Raw genomic sequence first — 14311 nt, 5'->3', positions numbered from 1 at the left:
GATGAAAACGCGGGGGAAGACCCCCGCGCGAAATTAGGGCAAGCGGATCAAAGCCCGTAATTGGCTTTGTCGACATCCCCGAAGATGTTTTCGCGATACAGCCCGGCGACGGCCTCAGGATCGCTGGCGTCAATTTCACCGACAAGGCCGGTCCATTTTTCCACCAGAGCCCGAAACCTATCAATTTTCTCCGCAGCGCCTGTCACGCCAAAGGTCTCTTCGTTCAGCGTCGCGATGCCCGGAACATCAGCCGCAACAAACTCCTCGGTTGCGCTTATCAGCTCCGGCGAGGGAGTGATTACGGTGACGCCCAAGGCCTCGACACCGCCGTCGTGATAGGCCAGATCCTCCGCATAGGTCGCCGCTGCAGCACGACCAAGACCCTCCGCGGCCGTATCCATGACAGCGATCCGGGTCGCTTCGTCCCAATTCCGCCAAACGTCGATATTGGTGTTGAATAGCGCGTTAACATAGAAGGTGCCTAGCGGCAGATCCGTGACATATTTCGCCACATCCTTGAGGCTCAACGTCTCAAACGCCTCATATGGATGAGTATTCACGTCAATCGTACCCTGAGAAAACCCTTCGTAAATATCGCCCGCGGGCAGGTTGACCTGAACTGCGCCAAGCGCTTCTGCCCAGCGTCCCTGACCCGAAAAGCTGCGGATCCGTTTGCCCTTTACGTCGTCCAGCGTTTCCAAGGGCTCCACCGAAATCAACCTATAGGGAGGTGTCGACGCGAAGCCGAGAAACACCTGGCCCTCGCGCTGATATTCGGCAATGCATTCGGCATCCGTTAGGCAGTATTCGCTGGCAGCGCCCGCCATAACGACCAGATTGGAACCGAGCATGCCAAGATCACCGATCAGGTTTGATTCTTTCAGCTCCGCCCGGTGATAGGCCGAAACCACATAACCCATATCCGCGATCCCGTCGCGCACACCGGAGAAGGTTTCGGTAAAGTTGAGCAACGATGAGCCGGTAAAGAGTTTGGCGGTAATTTCGCCATTCGTTCGTTCCGGAATGGTATCCGCAAAATAGGTCATCGCCTGAACGATGGTAAAGTTCTCAGGCACACCGATCGCAAAACGCAACTCTTCAGCATTTGCGGATGGCGTTGACAAAGCCGTGGCAACTGCCAGCGCCCCCAACGTGGTCGAGATATGTGTCATGGTTTCCTCCCTGGTTGCCATAGATTTCATATGGCAACTCTAGTGTCACACATCGAAACGTCCTTTGCCAAGAAATATGTCGCATTTTACCGCGAACGTTGCGGAGCAGCACAACTACCAGGTGTCTATTCGCCTCATTGCGCACGACTTCCGTGAAAATTCCGCGGTTGCCAGAACATTCACAATGCGGCTGCGCGTTTCGGCAGGATCAATCACATCATCGATTTCCAGAGACGCGGCGATGTTGAGCGCCTTACCTTTCTCATAGAGCTTATCGACATATTCGCGGAAAAGCGCCTCACGCGCCTTTCCCTCGACCGCAGCCAGCTCCTTGCGGTAAGCGAGCCGGACCGCGCCTTCTAGGCCCATCCCGCCGAATTCTCCGGTGGGCCAGGCAAATGTCGCATCAGCGGCATGAAAGCTGCCCCCCGACATACCCATGGCACCCAGCCCGTAACCCTTGCGCAGTACCAGCGTAACAAGTGGAACATCCATGCCAGCCGCCGCGACAAACATGCGCGAGACATGTCTTACCAACGCGGTTTTTTCGGCCGCCGGCCCAACCATGAAACCCGGCGTGTCGCAAAGTGACAGGACCGGAAGGTCGAATGCATCGCATAATTGCAAAAACCGGGCCGTCTTGTCTGCACAGTCCGCATCGATGGCGCCGCCAAGCACACGCGGATCATTCGCGATCAGGCCCATCGGATGACCTTCGATGCGGACCAGTGCCGTCACAATGCCCGGCGCAAACTGCGCGCGAAGCTCCAGCACCGAATTCACGTCGCAAAGCAAACCGATCAGCGACCGAATATCATAAGCTCGCATTCGGTCTTGCGGGATTGCATTCCTCAACAGGCGCTGATCAGCCGCATCCCAATCGTCGATCCGGCCCTGAAAATAGCTAAGATACTTGCGCGAAATATCCATGGCGGCGGCTTCGTCCTTCACCAGAATATCGATAACCCCATTCGGACCCTGTACAGAAACCGGGCCGACCTCTTCGGGACGGACGACGCCCAGCCCTCCGCCTTCGATCATCGCCGGACCAGCCATGCCGATAGACGAGTCTTCCGTTGCTATTATAACGTCACAACATCCCAGCATTGCCGCATTCCCGGCAAAGCAACGACCCGTCGCGATGCCGACAAGCGGCACCTGACCATTCAGCGCAGCAAGGCGTCGAAAGGTCATCGACGCCAACCCGGTCATGCCGGGATAGTCCGTATCCCCGGGCCTTCCACCGCCACCCTCGGCAAAGATCATGACCGGCGCGCGCCATTTCCCGGCCAATTCAAGCATCCGATCCGTCTTCTTGTGAGAGTTGATGCCCTGCGTCCCGGCCAGCACCGTGTAATCATAGGCAAGCGCAATGCAGCGCGTGGCTTGCGCTCCAAACTCGTCTGAATTGACCTGACCTATCGCGGCGATCATGCCGTCAGCGGGGCTTATGCGTATAAGTTCATCTATTGATCTGCGCTGACGCTGCGCGGCGATTGTCAGGCTGCCATATTCATCATAACGTGTTTCATCGAAAAATTCGGCCAGGTTTTCCCGAATCGTGCGCTTTCCCAGCCCGTGCCGCTTGGCCACAGCTTCGGGCCGGGCATCGTCAAGCAAGGTCGCACGTCGCGCCTGCAACTCCTCAAGCTCTGGGCGAATATGATCAGGATCGGGCGCCTCAGCCGCCTTCCGCAGCGCCTCGGCTTTTTGATCTGCCGCGATATGAAAGAGAACCCCGCCAGCCTCGGTCTGGGATCCCTCCGCAATGGCGAAGGTTATCTGCCCGGATTGCGGAGCGGTAATCGCCATTTGCATCTTCATCGCCTCGACAAGACCCAACTCCTGTCCCGGAACCACCTCATCGCCCGGCTTCACGCTAACAGTAATCACCATTCCCTGCATCGGGGCGGCCACGGCAATTTCGCCAGAGCCAAGCGAAGGCGCGTCGCTGTCGCTCGATGCATGCGCGCCGGTTTCTACCTCAGCCGCCGGATGGCGCTTCGCAGCCAGACCCGCATTTAGCAGATCGACGGCATGATCTTCGATGAACCGTGTATAAAAACTCCCCTCCACAACCTGCGGATGGGCCAGCAACCGGCGCAGAAATTCCAGATTCGTATCGACACCTTGAATCTGCATCTCCGAAAGCGCACGATCCAACTTCCCGACCGCACGCCCAAAATCATGTCCGCGCGTTTTCACAATAACCTTCGCTAGCAGCGGATCATATGCGGTACTGGTGTGGTAACCCGCATAAGCGAAGCTATCCGTCCGCACCCCCGGTCCGGTAGGCGGCTCAAAAACGCTCAGCTTGCCCGCTGCCGGCTTTAAGCTGCCATCCGCTTCAATCCGCTCCATCGTGACCCGAGCCTGTATTGCCGTGAAAGCTGGCTCCGGAAGGCTGTCATTCAGCCCAAGGTCGCTCAGTGTTGCTCCGCCCGCGATAGCAAGTTGCGCCTGCACGATATCAATCCCGGTCGCTTCCTCGGTGACCGTGTGCTCAACCTGAATGCGCGGATTTGCCTCCATGAACCAAAATGCGTCAGAACCGGGCGCATCCGCATCTACGAGAAACTCAAATGTGCCAAGGCTACGATAGTCGACCGCACCAGCCATTTTCAAAGCGGCGTCAATCATCGCCTGCCTTGTGGTGATTGGCAAACCCACGCAAGGCGCAATTTCAATCACTTTCTGATGGCGGCGTTGAAGCGAGCATTCGCGATCCCAAAGATGGCAAAGCCCGCCCCGGTTATCCCCCAGGATTTGGACTTCAACATGGCGGGCTCGCGGCACAAAGCGCTCCGCGTAGACCGCATCGTCGCCAAATGCCGCCAGAGCTTCACTCCGGCAGATTGCATAAGCTTGTGGTAAATCATCTCGCGTGCGGACCACACGCATGCCACGCCCCCCGCCACCTGAAACTGCCTTGATCATGATGGATGCGTCGTCTCCCAACGATGCCATAAAAGCGGCGGCGTCAGCTTCCGTAATGCCCGCGTCAGTTCCTTCGAGCAGCGGGACGGAATGAGAAAGGGCCAATGTTCGGGCCGCAGCCTTATCACCCAATTCCGACAGTACTTCGGAATCCGGTCCAACAAAGCGGACCCCGGCGTCCTCACAGCGCCGTGCGAATTCCGCGTTCTCGCTCAGAAAGCCATAACCGGGATGGACCGCATCGCAGCCTTCTTCTGCGACAATTGCCATGATTGTATCCAAATCGAGATAGGCTTTCGCTCCCACGCCTTCAAGCGTCCGAAATCGATCCACATGACTGAGATGCAGCGAGGCGCCATCATCACGCGGCGCGATCCCGATCGTTTCTATTCCAAGTTCCGCCGCCGCCCGCGCGATGCGGATTGCGATCTCGCCGCGATTGGCGATGAGGAGTGACTTGAGTTCCGGCACGCGGATATTCCTTCACCTATGGGCGTCAGCAGTCCCAGGGGCCGCGCGACGGACAGAGACCCCCGCCAGCTCCCGGTCCCAAGCATCGCCTTCGCTCAGCCCAATCTTGCGCAACACATGTTTTTCAATTTTCTGCGTCGGCGTTTTGGGCAATTCCTCCACGATCCGCACAAATCGCGGGATCATGAAATGCGCCAGCCTCGGGCGCAAAAAAACAATCAGTTCAGCAGGGTCGAGCACCTGACTGTCAGCCAGAGACACGACGGCCAGCACCTCGCTTTCGCTGATCTCGCTGTCGACGGCCACTGCCGCCGCCTCGCGAATGGAAGGGTGCGCCATAAGCGCAGCCTCAACCTCAAACGATGAAATGTTCTCGCCGCGGCGCCTGATGGTGTCCTTGAGCCGGTCGACGAAATAGTAGTTTCCGGCCTCATCCATGCGGAAACGGTCACCGGTGTGAAACCAGCCGTTGCGCCATGCCTTCGCCGTTGCCTCCGGATCGCGGTAATAGCCATGCATCATCGCGTAGGGTCGATCCGTCCGAACGATCAGCTCCCCCGTCTCTCCCGTCGGCACCTCGCAATCGTAATCATCCACAATTCGCAGCGACACACCGTCCCGCGCAGTCCCGCATGTACCGGCGACCCCCGGATTGGCAGAGGAAACAATCGGCAGAGACACCTCGGTCATATTAAACGAAGTGTAGACATCGAAACCGAAACGTTCCCGCAGAATGGCGGCATCTTCATCCAGAGGTTGCTGGATGATATGCCGCAAATGGCCCAGTTTTTCTTCCTCACATTCGGGCTGGTTCAGTAGAAACCGGGTCATGACGCCCAACAGAATGGCAAAGCTCGCTTCGGTATCGGCAATGGTTTTCCAGAAGTCCTGCGTTCGGAACCTCTCGATCACGGCGATTGATCCGCCAAGCCCCAGCATCAGCATGCAGGGCAGAATACCTGAGACATGATACATCGGCAGATTGACCAGATAGCGATCAGTGTCATTCAGAAAATAGACGGCCCGTCCTGCTGTGTAGATATGCAGATAGGAACACATCACGCCTTTCGAAGGCCCGGTCGTGCCGGAGGTGTAGATAATACATTGCGTATCGAACGGCAGAAGATCGGTATCGGCGGAACCGGGATCGTTGCCGTGATCGTCCAGCTCCGAGGCGGCATGCACCTCAAGATCGTCCGGCGTTTCGGCTTCACCGAACAGGATCAACTGCCGCAACGCGCCACGTTCAGTTGCTGTGATAAACGGCACGAGATCTGCGAGCGTAACGAAGATGTGCGCTCCAGAGTTGACAATAACCCTTTCCAGCAATCCGCCGCGATAGGCAGGATTGACGTGAACCGCAATCGCCCCGAGATAGTTGACCGCAAACCATACCCTAAGCGCATCTGGACCGTTTGGAAGTGCGATCAGCACGGTCTGACCCGGACACACCCCAAGCGCTTTCAGCCCGGCAGCCGTTCGGCGCGTTTGTGCGAGCGTTTCCGCAAAGCTCCATTCCGTTCCGTCGCCGAACTTTGCATAGATTCGCGAGCCCAACATCTCAGCTTGCCGTTCGAGCAAAGGACGAAGGACGCAAGCCTCGGTCGGCGGTATTCTGGGGTCAGTCGTCTTGTACATTATCAAGCGCTCCAGAAAAAGCGGGCATGCCGCAGATGACAGATCCGAAAGAGTTCGCCACTCGAGGCCTAGGATGGGTCGATCTTGGGCTATGCGGGAGAATATACGACATCACGGTCGCTCATTCTGCGCCTGCCAGAACCCAGTGACGAGCAACGATACAAATCATGTTTGAATTGCCGCAGCTCGCGATCCGTTCTCGGTCTTTTTCATCACATCCCCCCAGGCAAAGGCTAGGCGGCGAATCTGAGCGTGTCAAACAACAATATTCGTGTTACTCAATAAATCGTACTCGTCTCAGGGCTAACCTTCCTGAATCGCTTCCTCGGACAAAATGGCGAACCGTTCCGCCAGTGGCCCGAGCTTGTCGGCATTCTCTGCGGCGGCATTTCCCGCCCGCACGCGATCCGCGATACCAACGAAAATCACCGAGAAACGGAACATGGCAAAGGCGATATGAAACGGCAGTAGCGGAGAGGTCGGAATTGCGTTGGCGTAATATTCGCGAACGAACTCGGCTTCGGTCGGGACACCGGCATCCTGCCATCCTGTTCCACGAATGCCGCCATATTCATCCGGCGTCGACCGCCATATCATCGCCGCATATCCAAGATCGGCCAGCGGATGCCCAAGCGTCGACAGCTCCCAGTCAAGCACCCCGATCACTCGCGTCTCATTCGGGTGAAACATGAGGTTTCCCAAACGGAAATCCCCATGCGCAATAGACACCGCTCCATCATCGGGCGGCACATTCTCAGCCAGCCAGTCGGACATTCTGTCGAGCGCGGGAATGCGGGGGCCGGACGATTCACGGTATTGCCGGCTCCATCGTGCAATCTGCCGGTCGAAATAGTTCCCCGGCCGTCCAAAATCAGCGAGGCCGATATCTTCGGGTCGCGCCGCGTGCAGCCGGGCAAGAACCCGCGCCATTTCAAGATAGATCGCGCGGCGCTCCTCAGGCGATTGATCGGGCAGGCTGGCGTGGTGAAAAACCCGGCCTTCAAGCCGCTCCATCAGGTAGAAGGGCGTCCCCAGTACGGTTTCGTCCTCTTCCAGCCACAAGACACGCGGAACCGGCACGTCGGTATCCGCCAGCGCACGCATGACGCGGAATTCGCGCTCAACCGCATGGGCACCTTTCAGGATCGGCCCGTCCGGCTTTTTGCGCAGCACCATTCGATGATCGCCGTAATCGACAAACCAGGTCGGATTGGACTGCCCGCCACCAATGCGGGTCAGTTCCAATCTATCGGAAACCGGAAGTTTCTCGCCAAGCCAGCGCTTCAGCGCCAGCACATCAAGCTTGCTCATCACTCACTCCCAATGCAATCAAGACTTGAGCAAGATGCAATCACGCAACTTCCCATTTCCAGAAATCCCGGTCTTCAGTGTCGAGATGGCGGTTAAGCACCATCTGATGTACTTCGTCAGCACCATCGACCAATCGCGCCTGACGCGCATAGCGATAGATCCACTCCAGCACAGTGTCCTTCGAATAGCCCCTTGCACCGTTGATCTGGATCGCAACATCCGCTGCCTTGTGCAGCAGGTTTGCGACGTGAATCTTGGCCATCGAGACCTCTTTTTTCGCAAAACTGCCGCGATCAAGCTCCCATGCCGCTTTGGCCACCAGAATGCGCCCGATCTCGATCCCCATTGCCAGATCGCCCAGCTTGATCTGAATGCTCTCGCGATCAGACAACCGCACCCCGAAACCATGGCGGTTCTGCGCATATTCACGCGCGATTTCCATGCAGCGCTTCGAAAGGCCAAGCCAGCGCATGCAATGCGTCAAACGCGCAACACCCAACCGGATTTGCGTCACCTTCAGGCCCATGCCTTCTCCCATGAGCAGCCGGTCGGCCGGAAGAACCATATCCTCGTAAACCACCTCGCAATGACCGCCATGCTCCTCCGGCCCCATGATCGGGATACGGCGATCAATTCGAAAACCCGGATCGTCCCTGTAGTGCAGAAACGCCGAAAGCCCCCGGCGCGGATCGTCCGATGTGCGGGCGACAAGAATGAAATGCTCAGCCTCAGCAGCGCCAGTGATAAACCATTTCCGCCCCCGGATAACGTAGTTATCGCCATCTTTGCGCGCCGTGGTCAGCATCATGCCCGGATCGGAGCCCCCGCCCGGATGCGGTTCGGTCATGACAAAGGATGAACGCGCCTTGCCCGCGACGACCGGCGCCAGCCACCGCTCTTTCTGCGCATCGGTTCCGACTTTTTCCAGAACCATCATATTGCCGTCGTCTGGTGCGCCCGAGTTGAACGCAACCGGCCCAAAAATCGAACGGTTCATCTCTTCGTAGCAGACGGCCATACCAAGGACGCCGAGTTCCTGGCCGCCGTTTTCTTTCGACACTTGCAGGCACCAAAGCCCTTCGGCACGCGCCTTTTCACGCAATATCTCAAGCGCATCGAGGGAGATGTTTTCATGCTCATCCCAAGCCGTCTTATCTGCCTCGACAGGAATGATCTCGTCATTCACAAAACGCTCGATCCGCGCACGGTAATCCTCAATCCGCGGTGAAATTGTAAAGTCCATATCCGTCCCTCCTCAAAGCGGGTTTATCGCGTGACCGCCATCGGCGATGATTTCGCTTCCGGTCATGAAAGAACCGAGGTCGGACACCAGGAGCAGCAGCGCACCGTCAAGATCGGAAGGCAGGCCAAGCCGACGCTGAGGGATGCGCTTGATAAGCCGTTCTCCGGCTTCGGTCGCAAAGAACTCGCGGTTGATTTCGGTTTCAATGTAACCCGGGCAAATCGCATTGACGCGTATCCCATGCCGCGCCCACTCTAGGGCCAGCGACCGGCTGAGTTGGATCAGGCCCGATTTCGACGCCGCATAGGCTGACAGATGATTGCTGACCCTCAAGCCAAGGATCGAGGCGATATTTACAATACTGCCACCCTGCCCCGCCGCAATCATCGCGGCCGCAGTCGCCTTGGCAACATGAAACGGTGCCTTCAGGTTTGTGTCGATGACCATATCGATATCGTCGGCACTGTGATCCAATGCCGGGGTTGAAGCGGACGTGCCCGCATTGTTGATGACAATATCGAAAAGCTTGCCCGACAGAGCCGCCTCCACGCCTGCGGCATTCGAAACGTCCATCTCGATCACATCGGCCCGCCCGCCTTCAGCGGTGATCTCGGCAGCAAGCCCCTCCAGCCGTACTGCACGGCGGGCAGCCAGCGTAACGCCAACACCCTGCCCGGAAAGCAGCTTGGCAAAATGCGCCCCTAACCCCGATGAGGCCCCGGTCACAAGCGCGGTTTTGCCCGCGAGACCGGGCCACGTCATGCTGTTGGCTGGGCTGTCATTCTTGCGCATCGGCGTTCCTCCCCCTGTTTGTCGAGCGATCGCTCGAAAAATAAATACGTCGATTTTGCTTAACACGCAATGATTCTTCGGTCAGATTGTCGACCGCGTTATGGGAACCGAAATGCTGGATACGTCGCAATTCACCACCGAGGCACTCTGTGCTTCGATGCTTGAACGTCATCGGGATACGATCATCGTTCAGAAACCGGCATTCGCCGTGCGAAAGCTGAACCTGATCGTAGGCGCGGCGCTTAGCCTCGCCAACTCGAAAGGGTTTCACGCCATGTCGCTGCGTGATTTGTCAGCAGAATCGGGCGTTTCCATGGGTGGGCTTTATGCCTATTTCGATTCGAAAACGACATTGCTGAAGATGATACTGACCGAGGTCACTGAACAGACGCGCGCAACCTTGTCGGCCGTTCCGGACGCAATTTCGTCCAATCCATCTGCCCATCTCGACTGGCTGATCGACACGCATCTGAAACTCACCGAGGCAATGCTTCCGTGGTTCACTTTCGCATTTATGGAAGCCAAGAATTTCCCCGCCGCCGAACGCCGTATGGCCGTTGACAGCGAGGAACTGACCGAGGAGTTCTTCGCTGAAGTCATCCGCCGCGGAGTGGCCGAAGGCAGCTTCAGGTCGGATACAACCCCGCTTCTGCCATCTCTCATAAAGCCGCTATTGCAAGATTGGTACGTAAAACGTGCCAAATATCGCCGCCGCGGTGTCTCGCTGTCCGATTATTCGGAGGCGGTGCGTCTGGTCGTCCATCAGGTCTGCGATGATCAGGGCTGAGCGTTTGCTTACAGGCTCAATTGCAAGGTTCACCTATGTGTTTGGTCCCGAGGCTTGATGGTATAATCCTTTCGTTTGAATGGAAGGAAGCACTACGGAAAAAGTTCGTCAGCGGAACGCCACCGCCGCGCACACGAGCAGAAAGCAAATATAGCGATTACAAGCTTCGGTCACGGAGTTGAGCCCGGGAGCTCGGCATCTTTCGCGGCGCCCCCGAAGACCCCGGTCGCGCCTTCCAGAAGCTGATCGTGCCTCTGCTCAATCTGGTTTTGATGCTGGTCGAAATTCCACGATAGCTCGCTCAGGGTCTTTTCGCTTTTGATCGCGGCCACCACGACTGCCGGACTGTGAGACGGGCACGGCCGTCTTGCCATGATCTTCTCCTAAAGCGTTTCTGTTTTTACCTGCGGCATATCCGGTGGCCTTGAAGTAGCTCCAGCACTCTTCCCGGTGGTAGAGATCGCAGATTAATCCGATGGCTTCGAAGATGTCGGCGAAGGTTCTTGCCCCGATCCGTCGCAAGTGGGCTTTCAGCTTTGAGGAGGCCTGCTCTATGGGTTCAGATCGGGCGAGTACGGCGGCGGGTAGAGCAAACAGCAGCCGTGGTCGCGCAGGGCCTAAGCGGCTTCCTTGTTCCGGTGCGTGGCCAAGTTATCGAAGATGACAACGGTTCTGGAAGCGATCTCCCGGACCAGAACGTCGCGGATATAAGCCGCAAACGCAGGATAATCCGCCGATCCGGGACGAGCGGGATTCCCACAAAGCCCTTTGCAGGGTAAGCTTTTCCCATGCTGGACGAGCCCGTAACCATCCCCGACAATCCCGAGGAACTGCGCAGCTTCACGGCGCGGCTTCTGGATGAGGTCAAGGCGCAGGCGGTACTGATCGAAAAGCTGCGGCTTCAGTTGGCCGGGCACCGGGCCCATCGGTTTGGCGCCTCCTCCGAGACCGTCGAACAGCTGCAACTGGCACTGGAAACCAGCGAGATCGCGGCCGCGGCAATGACCGCCCGGATGAAACTGCCCGACATCGAGGCGAAGTCCAAGCCGAAGCGCAAACCGATCCCGGATCACATTCCCCGGATGGAAGTGGAACTGACACCGGGTTCTGACGCCTGTGCCGATTGCGGCGGGCATCTGCGGCGGATCGGCGAGGACGTGACCGAAGAACTGGAATATGTGCCAGGGCGCTTCATCGTGAACCACATCGTGCGCCCGCGCTTCGCCTGTGCCTGTTGCGAACGCTTTATGCAATCGCCGCTGCCCTCGCGCCCCATTGAACGCGGTCGCCCGGGACCCGGGCTGCTGGCCCATGTGCTGGTCAGCAGATATGCGGATCACCTGCCATTATACCGCCAAAGCCAAATCTTCGATCGGGAAGGCATTGATCTGGACCGGTCGACGCAGGCCGATTGGGTTGGCAAGACCACAGCCCTGGTGGAGCCTTTGACCGATGCCATCGGTCGTCATGTTCTGTCGACCGAAGCAATCTTTGCCGACGACACCCCGGTGCGCATGCTGGCACCCGGCACCGGCAAGACCCGGACAGCGCGGATCTGGACCCATGCCCGTGTCGAACGCCCCTGGGATGGTGAGGCCCCGCCAGCCGTATGGTATCGCTTCTCGGGCGACCGCAAGGGACAGCATCCCAAAGACCATCTGGCCGACTATCGGGGCTGGATGCATGCCGATGGCTATACCGCTCGATAATCGCCGTTTCAATCGTCTGCCGCCGCAGCTTCGGAACCTTCAGGCTGACCTTGCCAGCCTTGGTATCCAGCGAACGCTCATAGCTGCCCGCGCGGGTGTCCTTCCGGCCCTCGCGGCGTTCGTACCGACCTGCGCCGCACAACCGGTCGGCTTCTGCGTCCAGCATCGCGTTCAGTGCCTCCTCGACCGTCCCGCGAACCATTTCGCCAAGATGGTCCCGGATCCGCGCCTCATCGATCTGGATCACTTGCCCCATCGCTTTGGGCTTCCCCTTCTCGTCCATTCTCTGCTCCTCTCAGCAAGTTTGAAAGGAACCGGCATCTCCGTCAAATGTGCGAAAGAAATTGTACGTTATCCATGTCGCATTTGTGTTGCACGGAGGAAATCGGAACGTCTGTAAGTCTTTAGTATCGCGAGGAAAGGTTTTGCGTCACTTTGCAACGCGAGAAAGGCGGTTGCAACGCACCAATGTTTTTATAAGAAATTGATTTTATTTGTTATTTTTTGGTTGCGGGGGTAGGATTTGAACCTACGACCTTCAGGTTATGAGCCTGACGAGCTACCGGGCTGCTCTACCCCGCGACAGGTGCGCTTGGTGCGCGGCTGCACCGATCTGTTTTTGATGGTGCGTGTTGTTTTCATCGTTTCGAGAGATTGCGTTTCTTTTCAGATCTGGCGGTGACCTACTCTCCCACGTCTTGAGACGCAGTACCATTGGCGCGACGGCACTTAACGGCCGAGTTCGGGATGGGATCGGGTGTTTTGCTCGTGCTATGTCCACCAGATCGGAGAAGAAACGCTCAGCGTTGCGCCCGTTTTGTTGGGCGTCATGTTGTCCAAGGATGCTTTTGGAGTGGAGATCTTTTGAGATCTGGCCACTTCCGGATCAAATCAAGCCAATCGAGCCATTAGTACCGGTCAACTGAACGCATTGCTGCGCTTACATCTCCGGCCTATCGACGTGGTGGTCTTCCACGGCTCTCAAGGGATACCTTGTTTTGAGGGGGGCTTCACGCTTAGATGCCTTCAGCGTTTATCCTGTCCGTTCATAGCTACCCAGCACTGCCGTTGGCACGACAACTGGTCCACCAGTGGAACGTTCACCCCGGTCCTCTCGTACTAGGGGCAACTCCTCTCAAGTATCCTACACCCACGGCAGATAGGGACCGAACTGTCTCACGACGTTCTAAACCCAGCTCACGTACCTCTTTAAATGGCGAACAGCCATACCCTTGGGACCTGCTCCAGCCCCAGGATGAGATGAGCCGACATCGAGGTGCCAAACGATGCCGTCGATATGGACTCTTGGGCATCATCAGCCTGTTATCCCCAGCGTACCTTTTATCCGTTGAGCGATGGCCCTTCCACTCGGGACCACCGGATCACTATGGCCGTCTTTCGACTCTGCTCGACTTGTCAGTCTTGCAGTCAGGCTGGCTTCTGCCATTGCACTCAACGAGCGATTTCCGACCGCTCTGAGCCAACCTTCGCGCGCCTCCGTTACTCTTTGGGAGGCGACCGCCCCAGTCAAACTACCCACCACGCAGGGTCCCGGACCCGGATAACGGGCCGCGGTTAGACATCAAGAGTGCGAAGGGCGGTATCTCAAGGATGGCTCCCCAGAGACTGGCGTCCCTGGTTCAAAGCCTACCGCCTATCCTGCACATCGCAGTCCTGATGCCAGTGCGAAGCTATAGTAAAGGTGCATGGGGTCTTTCCGTCTAACCGCGGGAAGTCTGCATCTTCACAGACAATTCAATTTCGCTGAGTCCACATTTGAGACAGCGGGGAAGTCGTTACGCCATTCGTGCAGGTCGGAACTTACCCGACAAGGAATTTCGCTACCTTAGGACCGTTATAGTTACGGCCGCCGTTTACCGGGGCTTCAATTCAATGCTTGCACATCTCCTTTTAACCTTCCGGCACCGGGCAGGCGTCAGACCCTATACGTCGCCTTGCGGCTTCGCAGAGCCCTGTGTTTTTAGTAAACAGTCGCCACCCCCTGGTTTGTGCCCCCGGCCCACAGTTGCCTGCAAACCGGGCCTCCTTCTCGCGAACTTACGGAGGTATTTTGCCGAGTTCCTTAAATGTGGTTCTCTCAAGCGCCTTGGTATTCTCTACCAGTCCACCTGTGTCGGTTTCGGGTACGGTCTCATGGAGGGCTATTTCCAGGAACTGCTAAGCGGCCCTTCCAATCCGTTAAGGAAGAACAACCGTCGCAATCCGTCACCATCTCCTGGCCCAGGAATAT

General features: G+C 57.4%; 9 protein-coding genes, 1 tRNA gene, 2 rRNA genes and 3 pseudogenes (1 of these 15 only partly in view). 2 read left to right on the top strand and 13 right to left on the bottom strand.

Features of this window, described 5'->3' with window-relative positions; genetic code table 11:
- Positions 1 to 47 precede the first annotated feature (47 nt).
- The 7 genes from PAF12_RS14365 to PAF12_RS14335 form a co-directional block, all read right to left on the bottom strand.
- Positions 48 to 1172, bottom strand: a complete 1125-nt coding sequence (locus tag PAF12_RS14365) for a C4-dicarboxylate TRAP transporter substrate-binding protein (RefSeq protein ID WP_271107680.1) — start codon at positions 1170 to 1172, stop codon at positions 48 to 50.
- 114 nt (positions 1173 to 1286) lie between these two features.
- Positions 1287 to 4580 carry a carboxyl transferase domain-containing protein gene (locus PAF12_RS14360; protein WP_271107679.1) on the bottom strand — a complete coding sequence of 1098 codons (3294 nt, stop codon included), beginning with the start codon at positions 4578 to 4580 and terminating at the stop codon, positions 1287 to 1289.
- Positions 4581 to 4592: 12 nt separating this feature from the next.
- A complete protein-coding gene (locus tag PAF12_RS14355) occupies positions 4593 to 6218 on the bottom strand; it encodes an AMP-binding protein (protein ID WP_271107678.1) in 1626 nt (541 codons plus the stop codon).
- Between the two features lie 303 nt (positions 6219 to 6521).
- Positions 6522 to 7529: a phosphotransferase family protein gene (locus tag PAF12_RS14350; protein ID WP_271107677.1), complete on the bottom strand. Its 1008-nt coding sequence runs from the start codon at positions 7527 to 7529 to the stop codon at positions 6522 to 6524.
- A gap of 40 nt (positions 7530 to 7569) precedes the next feature.
- Positions 7570 to 8772 carry an acyl-CoA dehydrogenase family protein gene (locus PAF12_RS14345; RefSeq protein ID WP_271107676.1) on the bottom strand — a complete coding sequence of 401 codons (1203 nt, stop codon included), beginning with the start codon at positions 8770 to 8772 and terminating at the stop codon, positions 7570 to 7572.
- 12 nt (positions 8773 to 8784) lie between these two features.
- Positions 8785 to 9564, bottom strand: a complete 780-nt coding sequence (locus tag PAF12_RS14340) for an SDR family NAD(P)-dependent oxidoreductase (protein WP_271107675.1) — start codon at positions 9562 to 9564, stop codon at positions 8785 to 8787.
- Positions 9551 to 9835, bottom strand: coding sequence for a hypothetical protein (locus tag PAF12_RS14335; RefSeq protein ID WP_271107674.1), 285 nt, complete (start codon positions 9833 to 9835; stop codon positions 9551 to 9553). Before PAF12_RS14335 ends, PAF12_RS14340 begins: the two co-directional genes overlap by 14 nt.
- Before the next feature lie 3 nt (positions 9836 to 9838).
- Here PAF12_RS14335 and PAF12_RS14330 point away from each other — a divergent pair, with 3 nt between their 5' ends.
- Positions 9839 to 10351, top strand: coding sequence for a TetR/AcrR family transcriptional regulator (locus PAF12_RS14330; RefSeq protein ID WP_271107673.1), 513 nt, complete (start codon positions 9839 to 9841; stop codon positions 10349 to 10351).
- Positions 10352 to 10551: 200 nt separating this feature from the next.
- Here PAF12_RS14330 and PAF12_RS14325 read toward each other — a convergent pair.
- Positions 10552 to 10725, bottom strand: a pseudogene (locus tag PAF12_RS14325) (IS3 family transposase); the annotation flags it as partial.
- A 100-nt stretch (positions 10726 to 10825) separates the two neighbouring features.
- Positions 10826 to 10944: pseudogene (locus tag PAF12_RS14320) on the bottom strand (IS630 family transposase); the annotation flags it as partial.
- 195 nt (positions 10945 to 11139) lie between these two features.
- Between PAF12_RS14320 and PAF12_RS14315 the strand changes: the two are divergent.
- Complete coding sequence (locus tag PAF12_RS14315; protein WP_271107672.1) at positions 11140 to 12060, top strand: IS66 family transposase; 921 nt, start codon at positions 11140 to 11142, stop codon at positions 12058 to 12060.
- Positions 12061 to 12097: 37 nt separating this feature from the next.
- Here PAF12_RS14315 and PAF12_RS14310 read toward each other — a convergent pair.
- The 4 genes and pseudogenes from PAF12_RS14310 to PAF12_RS14295 form a co-directional block, all read right to left on the bottom strand.
- Positions 12098 to 12262 (bottom strand): annotated as a pseudogene (locus PAF12_RS14310) (transposase); the annotation flags it as partial.
- Between the two features lie 303 nt (positions 12263 to 12565).
- Positions 12566 to 12642: transfer RNA gene (locus PAF12_RS14305), tRNA-Met, on the bottom strand.
- An 88-nt stretch (positions 12643 to 12730) separates the two neighbouring features.
- Positions 12731 to 12845, bottom strand: a 5S ribosomal RNA gene (gene rrf, locus PAF12_RS14300).
- A gap of 102 nt (positions 12846 to 12947) precedes the next feature.
- A 23S ribosomal RNA gene (locus tag PAF12_RS14295) occupies positions 12948 to 14311 on the bottom strand; it runs 1504 nt beyond the window's last position.

The sequence above is a fragment of the Paracoccus sp. SCSIO 75233 genome, from assembly GCF_027912675.1.
Taxonomy (GTDB): domain Bacteria; phylum Pseudomonadota; class Alphaproteobacteria; order Rhodobacterales; family Rhodobacteraceae; genus Paracoccus.
This window is presented reverse-complemented; position numbering and strand designations above follow the sequence as displayed.

Excerpts from the sequence above, each read along its gene's own strand:
- PAF12_RS14365 (WP_271107680.1), bottom strand. The coding sequence starts at position 1,172 with ATGACACATATCTCGACCACGTTGGGGGCGCTGGCAGTTGCCACGGCT.
- PAF12_RS14355 (WP_271107678.1), bottom strand. The coding sequence starts at position 6,218 with ATGTACAAGACGACTGACCCCAGAATACCGCCGACCGAGGCTTGCGTC.
- PAF12_RS14350 (WP_271107677.1), bottom strand. The coding sequence starts at position 7,529 with ATGAGCAAGCTTGATGTGCTGGCGCTGAAGCGCTGGCTTGGCGAGAAA.
- PAF12_RS14345 (WP_271107676.1), bottom strand. The coding sequence starts at position 8,772 with ATGGACTTTACAATTTCACCGCGGATTGAGGATTACCGTGCGCGGATC.
- PAF12_RS14340 (WP_271107675.1), bottom strand. The coding sequence starts at position 9,564 with ATGCGCAAGAATGACAGCCCAGCCAACAGCATGACGTGGCCCGGTCTC.
- PAF12_RS14330 (WP_271107673.1), top strand. The coding sequence starts at position 9,839 with ATGTCGCTGCGTGATTTGTCAGCAGAATCGGGCGTTTCCATGGGTGGG.
- PAF12_RS14315 (WP_271107672.1), top strand. The coding sequence starts at position 11,140 with ATGCTGGACGAGCCCGTAACCATCCCCGACAATCCCGAGGAACTGCGC.